General features: G+C 41.6%; 17 protein-coding genes. 2 read left to right on the top strand and 15 right to left on the bottom strand.

Features of this window, described 5'->3' with window-relative positions; all coding sequences use genetic code 11:
- Window positions 1-6: 6 nt before the first annotated feature.
- The 15 genes from rnhB to rpsB form a co-directional block, all read right to left on the bottom strand.
- A complete protein-coding gene (rnhB, locus tag ACIPUA_RS21150; RefSeq protein ID WP_449060111.1) occupies window positions 7-600 on the bottom strand; it encodes a ribonuclease HII in 594 nt (197 codons plus the stop codon).
- Complete coding sequence (gene lpxB / locus ACIPUA_RS21155; protein WP_042848975.1) at window positions 600-1,757, bottom strand: lipid-A-disaccharide synthase; 1,158 nt, start codon at window positions 1,755-1,757, stop codon at window positions 600-602. The genes rnhB and lpxB overlap by 1 nt, the downstream gene beginning before the upstream one ends.
- 45 nt (window positions 1,758-1,802) lie before the next feature.
- Complete coding sequence (gene lpxA, locus ACIPUA_RS21160; RefSeq protein ID WP_042848976.1) at window positions 1,803-2,600, bottom strand: acyl-ACP--UDP-N-acetylglucosamine O-acyltransferase; 798 nt, start codon at window positions 2,598-2,600, stop codon at window positions 1,803-1,805.
- A gap of 1 nt (window position 2,601) precedes the next feature.
- Window positions 2,602-3,054, bottom strand: a complete 453-nt coding sequence (gene fabZ / locus ACIPUA_RS21165) for a 3-hydroxyacyl-ACP dehydratase FabZ (protein WP_042848977.1) — start codon at window positions 3,052-3,054, stop codon at window positions 2,602-2,604.
- Between the two features lie 128 nt (window positions 3,055-3,182).
- The gene (lpxD, locus tag ACIPUA_RS21170) at window positions 3,183-4,220 is read right to left on the bottom strand and encodes a UDP-3-O-(3-hydroxymyristoyl)glucosamine N-acyltransferase (RefSeq protein ID WP_272692587.1); all 1,038 of its coding nucleotides are present in this window, start codon (window positions 4,218-4,220) and stop codon (window positions 3,183-3,185) included.
- Window positions 4,221-4,223: 3 nt separating this feature from the next.
- Window positions 4,224-4,718 (bottom strand): molecular chaperone Skp, encoded by a 495-nt coding sequence (gene skp, locus ACIPUA_RS21175; RefSeq protein ID WP_042848979.1) that lies wholly within the window; start codon window positions 4,716-4,718, stop codon window positions 4,224-4,226.
- Window positions 4,719-4,807: 89 nt separating this feature from the next.
- A complete protein-coding gene (gene bamA / locus ACIPUA_RS21180; protein WP_042848980.1) occupies window positions 4,808-7,222 on the bottom strand; it encodes an outer membrane protein assembly factor BamA in 2,415 nt (804 codons plus the stop codon).
- A gap of 42 nt (window positions 7,223-7,264) precedes the next feature.
- Window positions 7,265-8,617, bottom strand: coding sequence for a sigma E protease regulator RseP (rseP, locus tag ACIPUA_RS21185; protein ID WP_042848981.1), 1,353 nt, complete (start codon window positions 8,615-8,617; stop codon window positions 7,265-7,267).
- Window positions 8,618-8,625: 8 nt separating this feature from the next.
- Window positions 8,626-9,486, bottom strand: coding sequence for a phosphatidate cytidylyltransferase (gene cdsA, locus ACIPUA_RS21190; RefSeq protein ID WP_042848982.1), 861 nt, complete (start codon window positions 9,484-9,486; stop codon window positions 8,626-8,628).
- 12 nt (window positions 9,487-9,498) lie between these two features.
- A complete protein-coding gene (uppS, locus tag ACIPUA_RS21195; protein WP_042848983.1) occupies window positions 9,499-10,251 on the bottom strand; it encodes a polyprenyl diphosphate synthase in 753 nt (250 codons plus the stop codon).
- Window positions 10,252-10,437: 186 nt separating this feature from the next.
- On the bottom strand, window positions 10,438-11,631 hold the full coding sequence (gene ispC, locus ACIPUA_RS21200; RefSeq protein WP_042848984.1) for a 1-deoxy-D-xylulose-5-phosphate reductoisomerase: 1,194 nt from the start codon (window positions 11,629-11,631) through the stop codon (window positions 10,438-10,440).
- Between the two features lie 146 nt (window positions 11,632-11,777).
- Window positions 11,778-12,335, bottom strand: coding sequence for a ribosome recycling factor (gene frr / locus ACIPUA_RS21205; RefSeq protein WP_042848985.1), 558 nt, complete (start codon window positions 12,333-12,335; stop codon window positions 11,778-11,780).
- Window positions 12,336-12,443: 108 nt separating this feature from the next.
- Window positions 12,444-13,172: a UMP kinase gene (pyrH, locus tag ACIPUA_RS21210; RefSeq protein WP_042848986.1), complete on the bottom strand. Its 729-nt coding sequence runs from the start codon at window positions 13,170-13,172 to the stop codon at window positions 12,444-12,446.
- 243 nt (window positions 13,173-13,415) lie between these two features.
- Window positions 13,416-14,267, bottom strand: coding sequence for a translation elongation factor Ts (gene tsf, locus ACIPUA_RS21215; RefSeq protein ID WP_042848987.1), 852 nt, complete (start codon window positions 14,265-14,267; stop codon window positions 13,416-13,418).
- Window positions 14,268-14,411: 144 nt separating this feature from the next.
- A complete protein-coding gene (gene rpsB / locus ACIPUA_RS21220; protein WP_004257504.1) occupies window positions 14,412-15,137 on the bottom strand; it encodes a 30S ribosomal protein S2 in 726 nt (241 codons plus the stop codon).
- A gap of 679 nt (window positions 15,138-15,816) precedes the next feature.
- Here rpsB and map point away from each other — a divergent pair.
- Both map and glnD read left to right on the top strand, forming a co-directional pair.
- Window positions 15,817-16,614, top strand: a complete 798-nt coding sequence (map, locus tag ACIPUA_RS21225; protein WP_042848988.1) for a type I methionyl aminopeptidase — start codon at window positions 15,817-15,819, stop codon at window positions 16,612-16,614.
- A 108-nt stretch (window positions 16,615-16,722) separates the two neighbouring features.
- On the top strand, window positions 16,723-19,359 hold the full coding sequence (gene glnD / locus ACIPUA_RS21230) for a bifunctional uridylyltransferase/uridylyl-removing protein GlnD (RefSeq protein ID WP_449060112.1): 2,637 nt from the start codon (window positions 16,723-16,725) through the stop codon (window positions 19,357-19,359).
- Window positions 19,360-19,414: the final 55 nt, after the last annotated feature.

The following is a 19,414-nucleotide window of genomic DNA, read 5'->3' on the forward strand; positions in this document are numbered from 1 at the left end:
TTCTACCTACTGTGTTATATCTAAAGCTCGTCTCACTGGAGCAAAGCTTTTGCGATGGAATTCGGTTGCGCCATATTGCGCTAATTTTTCTAAATGGTAAGCCGTAGGATAACCTTTGTGCTTAGCAAAGCCATATTCAGGGAAGGTTTTATCTAGTTCGACCATTTCGCGATCTCTAATAACCTTCGCCAATATAGAGGCGGCACTAATTTCCTGTACAAGGCTATCCCCTTTGATAACCGCCTGTGCTGGCATCGGTAATTCAGGGCAACGATTGCCATCGATCAAAACAAACTCAGGAACAATTGCTAACCCTGCGACTGCACGTTGCATGGCTAACATAGTTGCATGCAGAATATTTATTTTATCAATTTCTTCAGGTTCTGCACGACCAATGCACCAACACAACGCTTTTTCCTGGATTTCATCAAATAGTTTTTCACGTTTTCTTTCCGTGAGTTTTTTTGAATCAGCGAGACCAATAATTGGATTGTTAGGATCGAGGATCACGGCAGCAGTTACCACAGCCCCGACTAATGGACCACGACCTACTTCATCCACACCAGCAATCAAATTGGCTTTTGGATAGATAAATTCCATTAATTTTTAACCAAATCTAGTACTGCCTCAGCAGCTTGTTTATCTGCATCACAACGAATACGTTGATGCAATTGCAAAAAGGTTTGTTTCAAGCTATCAACCTGCTCTCCGCCATCTAATAATGGAATAAGCTGTTGTGCTAATTGTTCAGGTTGACACTCTTCTTGTAGTAATTCTTTTACTATCTCTTTTTCGGCCAGTAAGTTAGGCAAAGAAACATAGGGTGTTTTTACTAAGCGTTTTGCTAACCAAAAAGTAAAAGGTTTCATACGATAACCCACAACCATTGGGCATTTTGTCAGCATACATTCAAGCGCAGCAGTGCCAGAGGCTAATAAAGTTGCATCTGCAGCTATCATTGCATCGCGTGCTTGACCATCAAGAATATGAACCTGTAATTCAGGCGCAGTACTTTGCTTGATAGCATCAAATTGCTGACGGCGTTTTTCATTCACCAACGGAACGACCACATGCAAGTCAGGAAACCGCTGCTGTAAAATTTTAGCTGTATTGAGAAAGTCTGCGCTGAGCATTTCCACTTCTGAATGGCGACTCCCCGGCAATAATGCTAAACATTTTACACTTTCAGGGATATTTAGACGAACTCTAGCTGCGTGCTTATCTGGATGTAATGGGATTGCATCTGCCATTGTATGACCGATAAAGCGACAAGGGACATTGAAACGATCGTAAAACGCTTTTTCAAATGGTAAAAATGCTAATACTAAATCAGTGGAACGACCGATTTTAAATACCCGTTTTTGGCGCCATGCCCAAACCGACGGGCTTACGTAATGGATCGTTTTGATCCCTTTTGACTTTAAACGACCTTCTAAGGTGATATTAAAATCAGGCGCATCAATACCAACAAAAACGTCAGGTTGCAACTGAGTAAAACGCTGAGTTAAATCTTTACGAATGGATAATAAGCGAGGTAAACGACCAAGGACTTCAACCACGCCCATCACAGCAAGCTCTTCCATTTCATACCAAGCTTCACAACCTTCAGCTTGCATAAGCGGCCCTGCAACACCGACAAAACGTGCATTAGGGACTTGCTCTTTAAGCGCTCGTATAAGGCCAGCGCCAAGAATATCACCAGAAGTTTCTCCGGCAACAAGGCCAATAGTAAGTGGACGGTTGCTATTCACCGAAATTCGCTCCTTAATAAAGGCCTAAGCTCGTTAACCCCAAAGTAGGGATTAACGGATAATACCACGTTTAGATTGCGCAGAATCTTCCAAGAAATCGCTGAATACTTTAACGTACTCATTAAGCTTTGCAGCTTCCGCGATTTCTTCACGAGCTTCCTCTAACGATTTCCCTGAACGATATAACGTTTTGTATGCATTACGAATTGCATGCAACGAGTCTTTTTCAAAACCGCGACGTTTTAAACCCTCAAGGTTTAAACCAAATGGGGTCGCATGATTCCCTTGCGCAATAACATAAGGAGGAACATCTTGTGCAACACCAGAGCAGCCACCGACCATAACATGTGCACCAATTTTACAAAACTGATGTACAGCTGTCATCCCACCAATTATGGCGTAATCACCTAATGTAACATGACCACCTAATGTCCCATTATTGGCAATGATGCATCGATTGCCAATCAGGCAATCATGAGCAACATGGACGTTAACCATTAACAGGTTATCATCACCGATTTTGGTCAGCCCTACGTCTTGGACAGTGCCTCGGTGAATAGTTACGCTTTCTCTAATACGGTTTCTATCACCAATTTCAACACGTGTTGGTTCACCTTGGTATTTAAGGTCTTGGTTTATTTCGCCAATTGATGCGAATTGAAAAATGACATTATCACAGCCGATCTTTGTATGGCCATTGACCACAACGTGGGATTTCAGCTCTGTACCTTCGCCAATTTCAACATTCGCGCCAATATAACAAAAAGGGCCAATTCTAACATTGGCTCCAATACTAGCCCCATCTTCTACAATAGATGAGGGATGGACATAGGCTGTTTTGTCAATCATATCAGACCTCACGACGACGGGCGCACATCATTTCTGCTTCGCAGGCCACTTCTCCATCAACTTTTGCAACACCTTTAAAACGTGCTACACCACGACGTTCTTTAATGAATTCAACCTCTAAGACCATTTGGTCTCCAGGTAGAACCGGACGTTTAAAACGTGCATTATCAATCGCAGCAAAATAGTACAGTTCACCAGGTTCTAATTTACCGGCGCTTTTAAACGCAAGAATACCTGTGGCTTGAGCCATTGCTTCTAAAATTAACACGCCAGGAAAAATAGGTTTGCCTGGAAAATGGCCTTGGAAAAATGGCTCATTAAATGAGACATTTTTTACTGCGCGCAAAGATTTGCCTTCTTCGAAATCTAATACACGGTCAACCAAAAGAAATGGATAACGGTGCGGAAGCAGTTCTAAAATTTCTTCTATATTCAGAGTATGATTATCACTCATCGAAATACTCTTCCTGTCTATTAATACGGTTTAATTAATGAATCGGCCCGCTTTAACCATAAATTAGGTTAACTGGCAGGCCGGAAAACGTAACTCAGATGACTATTTTAGCCTGAATTACAAAATGATTACTGATTTTTTTGATTTTGGCTATCTAATTCACGCTCAACATGTTTCAGTCGCTTATTCATCTCATTGATATTTAAGACTAAAGCAGCTGTTTTACGCCAAGCTTTATTAGGCTGTAAAGGAATACCTGAAGAGTAAACTCCCGGCTCAGTGATTGGTCTCATGACCATACCCATTCCCGTTACCGTTACCTTATCGCAAATTTCCATATGGCCATTGATTACACTGGCACCACCAATCATACAATAACGGCCAATTTTTAAACTGCCCGCCATGATGACACCACCAGCAACTGCTGTATTATCACCAATAATGACATTGTGTGCAATTTGACACTGATTATCGATGATAACCCCATTGCCAATTATTGTGTTATCCAATGCACCACGATCAATCGTTGTATTTGCGCCGATTTCTACTCGTGAACCAATAATTACGGTGCCTAATTGGGGGATTTTGACCCAATTACCACGATCATTTGCATAGCCGAACCCATCGGAACCAATCACTGTTCCGGATTGAACCAAGCATTGCTCGCCAATTTCAATATTGTGGTACACACTCACATTTGCCCACAAGCGGGTCTCTGCACCTATACGTGTGTTTTTACCCACAAAGCAACCTGCGCCAATCACCACGTTATCGCCTAGGGTTACACCACTTTCGATAACGGCATTTGCACCTATTGCCACATTCTCACCGAGTTTTGCGTCTTCTGCAATCACTGCGGAGGGATGGATATTTTCAGCTGGGCTCGGAGTTGTATCCATAATTTGAGCCATGTGCGCATAAGCAAGGTATGGGTTATCCACAACCAATGCTGCGACTTTACAGGCTGCAAGATCTTTTGCTGTGAGAACAACCGCTGCAGCTTGGCAATCAGCCAATTTATCACTATAACGGCTATCAGATAGAAAAGTAATCTGTTGATTATTCGCTGAATGCATTGGAGCAATACTGGTGATGACAATATCGCCATCACCATGTAGTTGCGCATTCAACTGCTGAGCAAGGTCAGCCAATCGAATTGAAGACATCTATTATTTAACCTGTTTTTGAACCTGACTGGTGATGTCTACGCTATCTTTTGCATAAGCAACTGCATTTGCATCGATAACAACATCATAGCCTTCTTTAGCAGCTACAGATTTAATAGAATCCTGAATACGTGTTAAAATTTTAGTACGCTCTTCACCTTGACGACGACGGTTGTCTTCTTCAAATTTTTGAGCTTTTTCAGCGAACTGGTCACGTTTAGTCATGAGTTCTGCTTCAAGTTTTTCACGTTCAGTTTTCTTCATAGTTGCACCATCACGGCGCAATTTATCAACTCGAGCTTGTAAATCTTTCTCTAGATTTTGTAACTCAGTTGCGCGACTTTTGAACTCACTCTCAAGCTGTTTAGCAACGGCTTCACGTGCAGGCATTTTTTGGAAAATTTCACCAACATTTACAATAGCGATTTTCTCAGCATAAGCACCCGCAGACATTGCTAAAGCAATACTAACACCCGCTGCACACAACAATTTTTTCACACTAAACTCCTTAACCCATATGTATGGCTGGAAATTTTGGTTGCTCCCACAAAATTATGGGAGCCTTCATAGATAGAAACTAGAGTAGATTACCACGTTCTACCAATATTAAATTGGAACTGTTCTGATTTATCCCCTTCGTAGTCCTTAATTGGCTGCGCATAAGAGAATACCAATGGCCCAAGAGGAGACATCCATTGTAAAGCAATACCCGCAGAAGCACGGACATTACTTGCTTTACCATAGTCAGGCATACCTGCACGCCAAGCAGCGGGAATACTGTTCCAATTTGTGTCCCATACCGTACCAGCATCGACAAACAAAGAAGTACGAACAGAATTCGAATATTTCTCGTCAATAAATGGTGTAGGGGTAATTAACTCAAATGATGCTGCGTACATAGCATTACCACCGACCGCATCACTTGATGGACTTCCAGGTTCAGGTTGATCTTTACCATTAATTTTCTTCAGGTAAACCGCTTTCGGACCGATATTGTTCGAGCGGAAACCACGAATGGTGCTAGAACCACCCGCATAGAAGTTTTCATAGAATGGCATTTGCTTACTACCGATACCATCCCCATAACCCGCTTGTGCACGGCCAAGAACCACCCACGATTCGTCTTCATCCAATGGGTAATACTGTGCTGTATCAAAACGCAGTTTATAGTATTCGTTATCAGAACCAGGAATAGTCACTTTAGCAGACAAGTTAGTTTTATTACCTGATGTCGGGAAGAAACCGCGGTTTAACGAGTTGTAAGTCCAACCTAAGTTAAGCGTGAAGTCATCTGCATCAAAACTTTCTTTATTACGCCCATTTTCTGTGACTGGTGGATTTTTACCCATAGAATCAAGGTAATCCCACATCGCAGCTTGTGCACGCATATCAGAAAGTCGGTTATGTACATAACCGGCACCAACACGGAAAGAGTTATTCTCATTGAATGGGAAACTTAAGAAACTATCTAAACCATACGTTTTGTTGTTATAGCCTGATAGATCTGCATCTTTCGCACTAAAATCATTATAGAAAATGCGCCCACCTAAACTCACACCGTTAACGGTGAAGTAAGGATCAGTAAATGAGAATTCAACGTTTGTTGAATAGTCATTCTTACTTGCGTTAATACCAACCGCATTCCCCGTTCCTAACCAGTTATCTTGTGTTACACCGACTTGGAAACTTACACCACTCTCAGTACCAAAACCGATACCAAAGTTCATAGAACCCGTATTACGTTCTTTAACTTTGTAGATAACGTCAACTTGGTCAGGGCTTCCTGGTACACGTTGAGTTTCAACATCAACAGTTTCAAAGAAACCAGTACGATTGAGGCGTTCTTTACCTAATTCGACAAGGTCATTACCAAGCCAAGCGCCTTCCATCTGACGCATTTCACGGCGCAGAACAGTATCTTTACTGGTATCATTCCCTTGGAAACGAATTTCACGTACATAGAAACGGTTACCAGCATCAATGTTGAGATGCAACTTAACTGTTTTATCTTCATCATTGATTTCAGGTTGAGTCATAACCCGAGGATAAGCATAGCCATAGCGACCAAACATTTCTTTAATTTGGTTTTCCATGCGTGTCACTTGCGCACCGTTATACAGCTCACCCGGAGTGATAGTGATTAGCTCTTGGATTTCAGCTAAGTGTTCTGCTGTATTACCATTAACCTCAACACCAGAAATTTTATACTGGTCGCCTTCGGTAATGTTAATCGTAATATAAATTCCTTTTTTGTCTGGTGTCAGACTAACTTGGGTTGAATCTATATTGAAACGAGCGTAACCGCGATCAAGGTAAAAACTGCGAAGTGTTTCTAAGTCACCCGCCAATTTTTGTTTCTGATATTTTTGGTCAGCAGCAAGGTTCCACCATGGTACATCATCACGCAATTGCAGTTTATTGACTAATTCTGCAGTCGTGTAATTTTTATTACCAACAATGTTAATTTGCTGAATTTGCGCAGAAACACCTTCAGAGAAAACAAATTTTAGGTCAACACGATTACGTGGTAAAGGCGTTACAACCGCTTTTACTGTCGCGTTATATTTACCTACACTGTAGTAAAAGTCTTCTAAGCCTTTTTCAATATTCGCAATTGTTGTGCGGTCAAGCGCCTCACCAACACGGATATTTGAAGCTTCCAAGTTCTGCTTAAGCATGTCATCTTTGACAGATTTATTACCTGTAAAAGTGATACTTGCGATAGTTGGGCGCTCTTTAACTTGAACGATCAGCGTGTTTCCATCACGCAGGACCCTAACATCTTCGAAGTTACCGGTTGAAAATAGGGAACGAATCGAACGACTGATATCTTCGTTATCAACCGAATCACCGACCCTAACTGGCATGTTCAATAATGCTGCACCAACGGCGACGCGTTGTAGACCTTCGAAACGAATGTCTTTAACTACGAATCCGTCTGAACTGTATGCAGTGGCGCTGCTGAAAAGCAGCGACGCTATGAGCAACTTTTTCATCGCCATCGTTGTTATGCGTATTCCTTACTGGTCCCCAGCTTATAAAAATTAGAAGCGAGAGAAATCATTAAAAAGTGCAAGTCCCATTAACAGAATCAATGCCATTGCACCTATCCGAAAACTAAAGTCTTGTACTCGCTCAGACACTGGACTTCCTTTAATTTTTTCAATTAACAAGAAGAGCAAGTGCCCCCCATCTAAAACAGGCAGTGGAAACAGATTGATGATACCTAAATTGACGCTAATAAGCGCAATAAACATCAAATAATACACCAAGCCTGATTCGGCTGATACCCCCGCACCTTTTGCGATAGATATCGGACCGCTTAAGTTATTGAGTTTGACATCCCCAACAACCAGTTTACCCATCATGTTGACCGTTAATTTCATTAACTGCCACGTTTTATCACTGGCTTGGTAAAACGCAGAAAATGGCCCATACTGCTGTACCATTTTATATTCATCCGCTAACGGTAACACTGAAAGTTCAACGCCCGCAAACCCAATTTTTTCACCACGCTGACCATTTTGGCTGTCAGGGGTTAGAGTGAGAGGGATCAAATGTTGTGACCGCTCTACCTCAAGTTTCAATGGTATTCCAGGGTTATTACGAATAATACGCGTCACTGGATTCCAAAGACCCAATGCCTCCCCGTTAACACTAACAATTCTATCACCCGGCTGTAAACCCGCACGTTCACCAGCCAAACCTTCAGTGACTTTTTGAATAACAGGGTCAATTCTCACAGATACTGGCATAATGCCAATAGACAGTATCGGGTCTTGTTTTTCTGGATCAAATTGCCAATTGGTTAAATCAACCGTTTTTGTAATCGGCTCACTGTAGCCCTGTGGCAATACTTGAGCCGTTAATTCACGGTCACCAATTTTACCGACCAATGCCAAACGCACTGAATTCCAATCAGGTGTTTCGATACCATCAATGGCTTTTAGTTCCATTTTTGGTTCAAAATTTGCTATGGCGGCGATAGAACCGCTTTTTACATCCTCAATAATTGGTTTCACCGAAGGAACACCAATCATAAATACTACCCAGTAGACAACAATAGCAAGTAAAAAGTTCGCAATTGGCCCTGCACTAACAATGGCAGCCCGCTGCCCAACCGTTTTATTGTTAAATGCTTGGTGCCGACGCTCAGGAGAAACTTCGCCAACTCGCTCATCAAGCATTTTGACATAGCCCCCTAGCGGGATCATTGCTAATACAAACTCAGTACCCTGTTTATCTACCTTACGCCATAACGTTTTCCCAAAACCAATGGAGAAACGCTCAACATAAACACCACAACGGCGAGCAACCCAAAAGTGCCCAAATTCATGTACTGTAATCAGCACACCAATCGCAATAATAAACGCCGCTAAGCTCCAAATAAATCCCATTTATCTTCCTAAAGACCAAAACCGTTAAAAACTAACAAATTTAGCCCAGCAAAAACTGGAATCGCTGCTGTCAGGCTATCAATTCGGTCAAGAATACCGCCATGCCCCGGAATTAAGTGGCTACTGTCTTTAATACCTGATTGACGTTTAAACATACTTTCTGTTAGGTCACCAAACACAGATACTACAACAACAATAATCGAAGTCACTAGCAAATAATCAGGCATCACAGGGATTGGTGCAAATGTGCTAAACAACCACGATATCACCCCTGCGGTAATCAAGCCCCCAATTAAACCTTCCCATGTTTTCCCAGGAGAAACTTTCGGCGCCATTTTATTCCGCCCAATGGTGCGGCCAAATGCATAAGCACCTGAATCAGCTCCCCAAACAAGTAACATAACGTACAATAACCACCATGCACCAAAGGATGTATCACTTTGATAACCAATAGTTCTAAGTACCATCATGCCGCAATAAAATGGAATAATAGTTAATGCACCGAACAGCAAGCGGACAATGACCGATTTACCCCACGATGCCGATGCAGGATAAGTCACGACTAAAAGAATTGCGACAACCCACCATGCCAGACCGGCCCACAAGCCGTAGAGGATCATCGGCTCAGAGGAAAATGATGTTATATCAGGAACAGCTAATTGAACCGCAAGTAATATTATTGCAAAAACAATAGCTAGCCCTATACGTTTAACTTGCGAATGCCAGCCTGCGAACTGCGCCCATTCCCAAGCACCTAATGCACAAACTGCAATCACGACAAAACCAAAATTTGCTGGAGAAAGCAAAAACAAAGCTGCAATAACGATTGGTATTAATACTATTGCAGTAAGTAAACGGTATTTCAGCACATCTTTCCCCTATTATTTGACGAGTTCATCATCTGATTCAGCTCCACCATAACGACGCTCGCGCTTACTAAAAGCATCAACTGCATCCTGAAACACCATTTCATCAAAATCTGGCCACAAAACGTTGGTGAAATAAAATTCCGCATAAGCGACTTGCCATAACAGGAAGTTGCTGATGCGATGCTCCCCTCCTGTTCTTATAACCAAATCGACATTTTCTTGGTCATGCATACAAATTTCACTATTAATGGTTTCTTCATTGATATCATCAATAGAGAGTTCACCATTTTGTACTTTCGAAAATACCTGTTTCACACTGTTGGTTATATCCCAACGGCCACCGTAATTTGCGGCAATATTCAGTTTCAAACCTGTATTGTTTTGCGTGAGTGCCTCTGCCTTATCGATTCTTTTTTTGAGACGATCACTAAAACGACTTACATCACCGATAACCTTTAATTTTACATTGTTTTTATGCAGGTTTTTAACTTCATTGTCGAGAGCAAAAACAAATAATTCCATCAAAGAACTCACTTCTTTTTCTGGCCGTCTCCAGTTTTCACTACTAAATGCATACAGTGTAAGGGAGCTAATTTTATTTTTTACCGCAAAACGCACTGAATTACGAACAGATTCAACACCTGCCTTATGACCTGTAATTCTGAGTTTTCCTCTCTGTTTAGCCCATCGCCCATTACCATCCATAATGATAGCGACATGCTTAGGTATCATCGAATCAGAGAGATTTTCACCACTAGAGTTCATTAAATGTTAATCCTTGTGAGTACTGCTTTAAAAATACAGCCCAATAATAACCACTATTATTAAGTTTGCTGATAAGACACATCCTTAATTCGCTACAAAATACTATGTTATCTTTCTTTTTTTAAACACATCACATATTAAAGATATAATGTGGCTATCAGCAACTAAATAAATCACATACTGAGGTTAAACTGCCTGAGCGATTATTTTTACCGCATTTTTGCGGGCTTGCTCATCGATTTCTAAGACCTCATCAATAGAAACTGGTTCAGAAAAAACTTGTGCATCTAGTACTTTGTGGTTAATTTTTGCTATATCTGTAAAACGAATTTTACCGTTAAGGAAAGCAGCAACGGCCACTTCATTTGCTGCATTTAATGCAGTTGTTGCCGCTTGGCCTTCATGGCAAGCATCTATAGCTAACTTCAAACAAGGATAACGTTGATAGTCTGGCTGAACAAACGTTAATGATGAAAGAGTGGCAAAATCGAGAGGTTCTGCACCAGACATTATACGTTGAGGATAAGCCATACTATATGAAATTGGTGTGCGCATATCAGGCGTACCCAATTGAGCAATCACACTGCCATCTTTATACCGTACCATTGAATGGATAACTGACTGAGGGTGAATAATGACCTCCATCTGCTCAGCACTCGCATTGAAGAAATAACAAGCTTCAATATATTCTAGCCCTTTATTCATCATTGTCGCCGAATCTACTGAAATTTTTCTTCCCATCGACCAATTCGGGTGATTGCAGGCTTCATCAGGTGTCACGTTATCAAAATGAGATAATGGGGTATCTCTAAAAGGGCCGCCTGAGCCAGTTAAAACAATACTTGATATACCAGAAGCAGATAGATCAGCAAACCCTAAATTAAGCTGAATAACTTCAGGTAAGCTTTGAAAAATAGCGTTATGCTCACTATCAATAGGAAAAACTGTCGCATTGTGTTGACGAATCTCATTAAAGAATAAACGGCCACTCGTAATCAGAGACTCTTTATTCGCTAATAATATTCTTTTGCCTTTTCTGATCGCGGCTAAAGTAGGAAGTAAGCCCGCCACACCAGTAATCGCTGACATAACTTGGTCAGCATCGTCAAGCCCTGCGAGCTCAATTGCAGCTTGGTTTCCTGACAACACTTCCGTTTTATTGTTATTTTCAGTCAAAATAGCCCGTAATGCTTTGGCTGAAGACTCATCCGCCATTGATACATATTTCGGATTAAACTCAAGGCATTGTTTAGCCATTTCAGCAACGTTTTGCCCTGCGACTAAAGCAAGAATTTGAAATTTTTCGGGGTTTTGGCGAACAACAGAAAGTGTATTTGTACCAATTGAGCCTGTGGAACCTAGGATTGTCAGACGTTTCATAGTGATTGGTTACTCTGTATTAAATCAATACTGAGATTATATCAGCTTAGAGGTTAGAAAGGATTTTTTAATAGATATGAAAACAACAAAGCCACACTAACACATACTTTTTACGGTATGCTTTGGTGGCTTTATATCAAGATGGATTAAAACTCCATCAATTCCGTTTCTTTTTGCGCTAATGACTCATCAACTTTCTTGATGTAGCTATCAGTCAGCTTTTGGATTTCATCCTGTGAACGGCGCTCGTCATCTTCACTAATTTCTTTATCTTTCAGTAAAGCTTTGACTTTATCGTTAGCATCACGGCGAACGTTGCGAACTGCGATACGGCCTTGTTCTGCTTCACCACGAACCACTTTGATTAAGTCTTTACGGCGTTCTTCCGTTAATGGAGGAAGTGGAACACGGATAACTGTACCTGCTGATGAAGGGTTCAAACCTAAATCAGAAGCCATAATCGCTTTTTCAATAGCCGGTGACATGCTACGGTCAAAAACAGAAATTGCTAATGTACGGGAGTCCTCAACCGTCACGTTAGCTAACTGACGTAGAGGTGTTGCTGAACCGTAATATTCAACAGTGATGCCATCTAAGAGGCTTGGAGATGCACGGCCTGTACGGACTTTGCTAATTTGGTTTTTAAATGCTTCTAGGCTCTTTTCCATACGGTCTTGAGCATCTTTTTGGATTTCATTAATCACGTTTTCAACCCTTAAGAACTGGTTATTAAAGGCCGCGATGCGACCTCGCTTAAATAGTCTGAATTTATGTTAGATAATACATTTAAACTCAGGTTATGTCTCTGAGTATTAATTGTGAGAAATCAGGGTACCTTCATTTTCACCCATTACGGCACGGCGTAATGCGCCCGGCTTATTCATGTTAAAAACACGAATAGGTAAGTTATGATCGCGCGCCAGAGTGAAGGCAGCTAAGTCCATCACTTTAAGTTCACGTTCCAGAACATCTTGATAGCTCAGGGTTTCATAAAGAACTGCTTCAGGGTCTTTAGCTGGATCTGCTGAATATACACCATCAACTTTAGTGGCTTTTAATACCACATCCGCTTCAATTTCAATCCCACGTAGACATGCCGCTGAGTCGGTTGTAAAAAATGGATTCCCTGTTCCGGCAGAAAAAATAACAACACGGCCGTGGCGTAATAAGCTGATTGCTTCTGCCCAGCTATAATTATCACAGACACCGTTTAGTGGAATTGCAGACATTAACCTTGCATTCACATATGCACGGTGTAACGCATCACGCATAGCGAGCCCGTTCATCACTGTCGCTAACATCCCCATGTGGTCGCCGACAACACGGTTCATGCCAGCTTGTGCCAAACCAGCACCACGAAACAGGTTACCACCGCCAATAACCACACCGACCTGTATACCCAGTTCTATGAGTTCTTTAATTTCCTGAGCCATACGATCTAAAACGCTAGCATCGATACCAAAACCTTCTGCACCTTGTAAGGCTTCGCCACTTAATTTAAGCAGAATACGTTGATAAACGGGTTTTGCATTGGTTGCCATGGTGTTCTGTCCTAACAGATTATTTATTGGGGTAACACACGTAGAATAATGGTTTTCTACGTACCTAAATTTAAAATTAGAATACGACAGTTATACACTAAATAGTTCGAGCTACATGTTGCTGTTATGTCAACGGCTCCGAGGGCGGAGTTATTCTCCGTTTGCAGTCGTAAAACAAGGCTAATACAGCTTGAAATATAACGTGTATAAAACAGAGCCGCCAATCGGCGGCCCTTAAGTTGCTTACTTGCTCATTGCAGCAACTTCTGCTGCAAAGTCAGTTTCAACTTTTTCGATACCTTCACCAACTTCATAACGGATGAAGTTAGAAACAGTAGCACCTTTTTCTTTCAGTAAGTCACCAACAGATTTGCTTGGGTCCATTACGAAAGGCTGGCCAGTCAAAGAGATTTCGCCAGTGAATTTGTTCATGCGACCAGTAACCATTTTTTCAGCGATTTCGCGTGGTTTACCAGATTGCATTGCGATGTCTAACTGGATTTGATGCTCATGAGCAACAACATCCGCAGGTACATCATCTGGAGTCACATATTCAGGTTTGCTTGCAGCGATGTGCATAGCAATGTGTTTTAGTAATTCTTCGTCTGCGCCTTCGCCAGCGACTAAAACACCAATACGAGCACCGTGCAGGTAGCTACCTACTTGTGCGCCTTCCAGAATATCAACACGACGGATATTGATATTTTCACCGATTTTAGCAACTAAAGTTGTACGAGCTTCTTCGAATTTTGCTTTCAGCGCTTCGATATCTGCATTTTTGTCCGCAACAACAGATGCTAAAACTTCTTTACCAAATGCTAAGAAACCAGCATCTTTAGCAACGAAGTCAGTTTCACAGTTCAGCTCGATCAGAGCGCCTGTTTTGCCATCGTTGAAAACTTCGGTCAGGATAACACCTTCAGCTGCAACACGACCTGCTTTTTTAGCCGCTTTTGCTTGACCTGATTTACGCATGTTATCGATCGCTAATTCGATGTCGCCATTAGCTTCAACAAGTGCTTTTTTACATTCCATCATACCTGCGCCAGTACGTTCACGCAGTTCTTTTACCAATGCAGCGGTAATTCCAGACATGTGATTTATTCCTCGATATTCCCCGTGAGAGTCTTCCTCACGTGGATAGTTCTGATTCATATATAAAAGGGGCCTTTATCAGGCCCCTTCTAACATATAGCAGTACCTGTATAGCAATACCTATAAATAAGGACTTAAGCCTTATTATTCAGCTTCTACTAAGCTTTCTTCTGCTTGAACAGCCAGATCTTGTGAACGGCCTTCACGAACGGTGCTTGCTACAGCGCCCAGATACAGTTTGATTGCACGGATTGCATCATCGTTACCAGGGATAACGAAATCGATACCATCTGGATCAGAGTTAGTATCTACGATAGCAAATACTGGGATACCCAGATTGTTTGCTTCTTTGATAGCAATGTGTTCGTGGTCTGCATCGATAACGAACAGAGCGTCAGGTAAACCGCCCATATCTTTGATACCGCCTAAGCTGTTTTCTAACTTACCAAGTTCACGAGTACGCATCAGCGCTTCTTTCTTGGTCAGTTTATCGAAAGTACCGTCTTGCGACTGAACTTCTAAATCTTTCAGACGTTTGATTGACTGACGAACAGTTTTCCAGTTAGTCAGCATCCCACCTAACCAACGGTGGTTAACGAAATACTGATCACAGCTGTTAGCAGCTTCTTGAACGGCTTCGCTTGCAGCACGTTTAGTACCGACAAACAGAATTTTGCCTTTACGAGAAGCAATTTTAGTTAACTCAGCCAAAGCTTCGTTGAACATTGGAACAGTCTTTTCCAGGTTGATGATATGAACTTTGTTACGAGCGCCGAAAATGAAAGGTTTCATTTTTGGGTTCCAGTAACGAGTCTGGTGACCAAAGTGTACGCCCGCTTGTAACATATCGCGCATGGAAACAGTTGCCATTTAATACCTCTGTATATAAGTAATTGGGGTTATGCCTCCACAAATCCCATGCTACCGACTCTATGGCTGCGTTTAAACGCATAAGAGCACCCCGGAGCACGTGTCGATTTGTGTGTGTTATTACACAATTGAGTTTAAGTTTATCGCATATCCAATTTTCTATCCGACTAACAACATTTGAGCAGCATTCATTGATGCACAAAAAAGTGAGAAGAAATAATATGGATTGCCGGCGCGCTTTATACCATAAATCCAACTTAGAAGCCAACTTTTGTTGTTTTTTTCGCTAACAGAAATGACAAAAAAGCAGATTGATTAAAAAGCGGTTCACTCGGGAAATATGATATTCCCATTAATCAATTATAGACGCTATTTGGGCAGGGTAAAAACGCTGGTAGAGTAAAAATCTTATTTTCTATCGGTGTTATTTCTCCGTTCAAGATATCTTCATCATTACTGTGCATTTTGTGCTATAAAACACTTAGGTTCGTATAGCCTCAGCGCCCTACTCACCTATCTAAAAAACACTTAATCTATCGGTTCCTATCGATAGCTAGTTGGCAGGAAATGCGGTGGCTGTTACCATAAGTGTTATTGATGTAAAAAAGGTACCAAACCTATTTTCACCCCCCTTTATTAAACATGCCATTAATATATGTGGCATGAATGGATTAAACTCATGGCTATTATTATCAAAACTGAAGAAGATATTCAGAAAATGCGTGTTGCGGGTAGGCTAGCAGCGGAAGTGTTAGAAATGATTGCGCCACATGTTGTGCCGGGCGTCAGCACTGGTGAATTGGACCGCCTCTGTCATCAACACATCGTTGAAACGCAGCAAGCTATCCCTGCCTGTCTTAACTATCACGGTTTCCCTAAATCCGTTTGTATTTCCGTCAATGATGTCATTTGTCATGGAATTCCTAGTGAAGATAAAATTTTAAAAGATGGTGATATCGTTAATATCGATGTTACGGTGATCAAAAATGGTTTCCACGGTGATACGTCTAAAATGTTCATTGTTGGGAAACCGACTATCCAAGGCGAGCGTCTTTGCCAAGTCACATTAGATAGCCTGTACTTAGCCCTACGTCTGGTTAAACCGGGTATTCGCTTACGCACCCTAGGAAAGGCCATCCAAGAGTTTGTTGAAAAACAAGACTTTTCAGTTGTACGTGAATATTGTGGCCATGGTATTGGCGAAGGGTTCCATGAAGAACCACAAGTTCTACATTATGATGCTGATGATAGTGGAGTGGTGCTACAAAAAGGCATGGCATTTACCATCGAACCTATGGTTAATACTGGCGATCACCGCATCCGTACCATGAAAGATGGTTGGACAGTCAAAACCAAAGACCGAGGTTGGTCAGCACAGTATGAACACACTTTAGTCGTTACTGATAACGGTTGTGAAATCTTAACATTACGTAAAGAAGAAGAGCCATTTATCTCAGCGGTTCTGGTTAACGCCTAATTCCAAGAAGACCCCCTCACATTAGGGGGTTCTTTTTCTGTTCATTTTTACTAAAAAACCGTAAGCTGATATAAGTTTTTCTATCGATATCACTACGGAAAGATAAAGATGACGGCACTTCCTACTCCCTATCTCTCACCAAACCAATTTGGTCCCCACGACCTTGAACTCAGTGCCTTAAGGCAACATGTCGATGATTTTGACCATTGGCTAGAGGAAGCATTCAACCAAGGTAAAGATGTCGTTGACCTAGTTCATATTCGCAGTGACTACCTCGATGCTTTACTGACTCGTCTCTGGCAATCATTTAAATTTGAAAAACAGTCAGGGATGTCACTGATTGCGGTTGGTGGCTATGGCCGTCATGAGCTGCACCCACTTTCTGATATTGATATCTTAGTGTTAAGTAAAGAGCCACTACCTGAGACATTAGCAGCTCAAATTGGGCAATTTATTACTTTATTGTGGGATCTTCGCTTTGATATTGGTCATAGCGTTCGTTCTTTATCTGAATGTATTGAAGCCGGCAATGCAGACCTCACAACCGCAACAAATTTAATTGAATCAAGGCTAATTTGTGGTGACATCGCCCTCTTTTTACAGTTACAAAAAACGATTTTCAGTGATGAATTTTGGCCTTCTGCTGTCTTTTTTGCCGCTAAAATTGAAGAGCAACAAGAACGCCATCAACGCTACCATAGCACTAGCTACAACTTAGAACCTGATATTAAAAGCAGCCCTGGTGGCTTGCGGGATATACATACCTTACTATGGGTAGGTAGGCGTCACTTTGGGGCAACAACCGTCGATGAAATGGTGGGTTTTGGTTTTTTAACCGAAGAGGAACACCAAGAACTCAAAGAATGTTTAGTCTTTTTATGGAAAATTCGCTTCGCCTTACACTTAGTGGTTAAACGCCATGATAATAGACTGTTATTTGACCGCCAGTTTAGTGTAGCCAATCTATTGGGTTATCAAGGTGATAAAAACCAACCTGTTGAGCGAATGATGAAAGATTTTTATCGCGTCACTCGGCGCGTTAGAGAACTAAATCAAATGTTATTACAACTATTTGATGAAGCCATTTTGACCCTCAACCCCGATGAAAAGCCTCGTCCTATTGATTCTCAATTCCAGCTTCGTGGCTCGTTAATTGATATGATTGATGATGACCTATTCATTAACCAGCCTGCCACTATCTTAAAAATGTTCTACCAAATGGCCCGCTATCCCAATATTACAGGGATTTACTCAACCACTTTACGGCAATTACGTTTTGCGCGACGAAATCTTGTGAAGCCGCTCTGTGAACTGCCAGAAGCACGAAAACTATTCCTAAAAATATTATGCCATCCAAGAGCAATCAAAGGTGCGTTTGTCCCTATGCACCTTCACAGTGTCCTAAGCGCTTATACGCCTCTTTGGAGCAATATTGTTGGCCAAATGCAATTCGACCTATTCCATGCTTATACCGTCGATGAACACACAATTCGCGTCTTGCAAAAAATTGATAGTTTTACCCTAGAAGAAAATCGCCGCGATCACCCGCTTTGTGTCAGTGTTTACCCTAAATTACTTCAACCTGAGATTTTACGGCTAGCCGCTATTTTCCATGATATTGCTAAAGGGCGTTCAGGAGATCATTCTGATCTTGGAGCCGAATTTGTGTATGACTTCGCCTTATTACATGGTTTTTCGAGCAAAGAAGCAGGTCTTGCCGCTTGGTTAGTAAAAAACCACTTACTGATGTCAGTAACCGCTCAAAGGCGTGACATTCAAGACCCCGATATCATTAAGCAGTTTGCAGCTGAAGTAAAAACAGTTTCGCGTCTTAATTATTTAATGTGTTTGACCGTCGCTGATATTTGCGCGACCAACAGCACATTATGGAATAGCTGGAAACAAAGTTTAATCCGCGAGTTATTTTTATCCACTGAACACCAGTTAAATCAAGGGATGCAAAGCACGCCTGATTTGCGCCAACGTATCCGCCATCACCGTTATCAAGCTTTATCATTATTACGGCAGTCCCCTACTAACGAAGAAAAATTGCAAGCGCTTTGGTCCCGTTGTCACGCCGACTATTTTTTGCGTCACACCCCATCACAACTGGCTTGGCACACCAAACATTTGCTAGCGCATGATTTAAGCCAACCGCTTGTCCTGATAAGCACCCAACCTAAACATGGTGGCACTGAAATTTTTATTTGGTGCCATGATAAACCCCATTTATTTGCAGCTGTTGCTAGTGAACTTGATAGGCGTAATTTAAGTATTCACAGTGCGCAGATCTTTACTAATAAAGATAATATGGCAATGGATACTTTTGTGGTGTTAGAGCCTAACGGGAATGCATTGTCGAAAGATAGATATGAACATATCCGTAAAATGTTGTTGCTAGCGGTGCAACAACCTGAAATTTCGCTACCAAAACCACGCACTATTCCATCTAAATTACGTCATTTTACGGTTCCAACAAAAGTCAATTTTTTACATTCAACGAATGATCGCCGTACCTATATGGAATTATTTGCCTTAGATCAACCAGGGTTATTAGCGCGAATTGGGCATGTTTTTGCTCAAATGGAAATTTCGCTATATGGCGCACGGATCACCACTATTGGCGAAAAAGTTGAAGATTTCTTTGTGTTAGCAGATAAAGAGCACCAAGCCTTAAGTAAAAATATGCAACAAGAGTTATCAGAAAGGTTGACAGAAGCCCTAAAATCGAAGGATAAAATATAGCGCTCATCGCATTATTGCGGTCAACGCTTACTTTCATGTCATTCAAGAGGGAAAT

This window comes from Providencia sp. AGC89 (assembly GCF_053543535.1).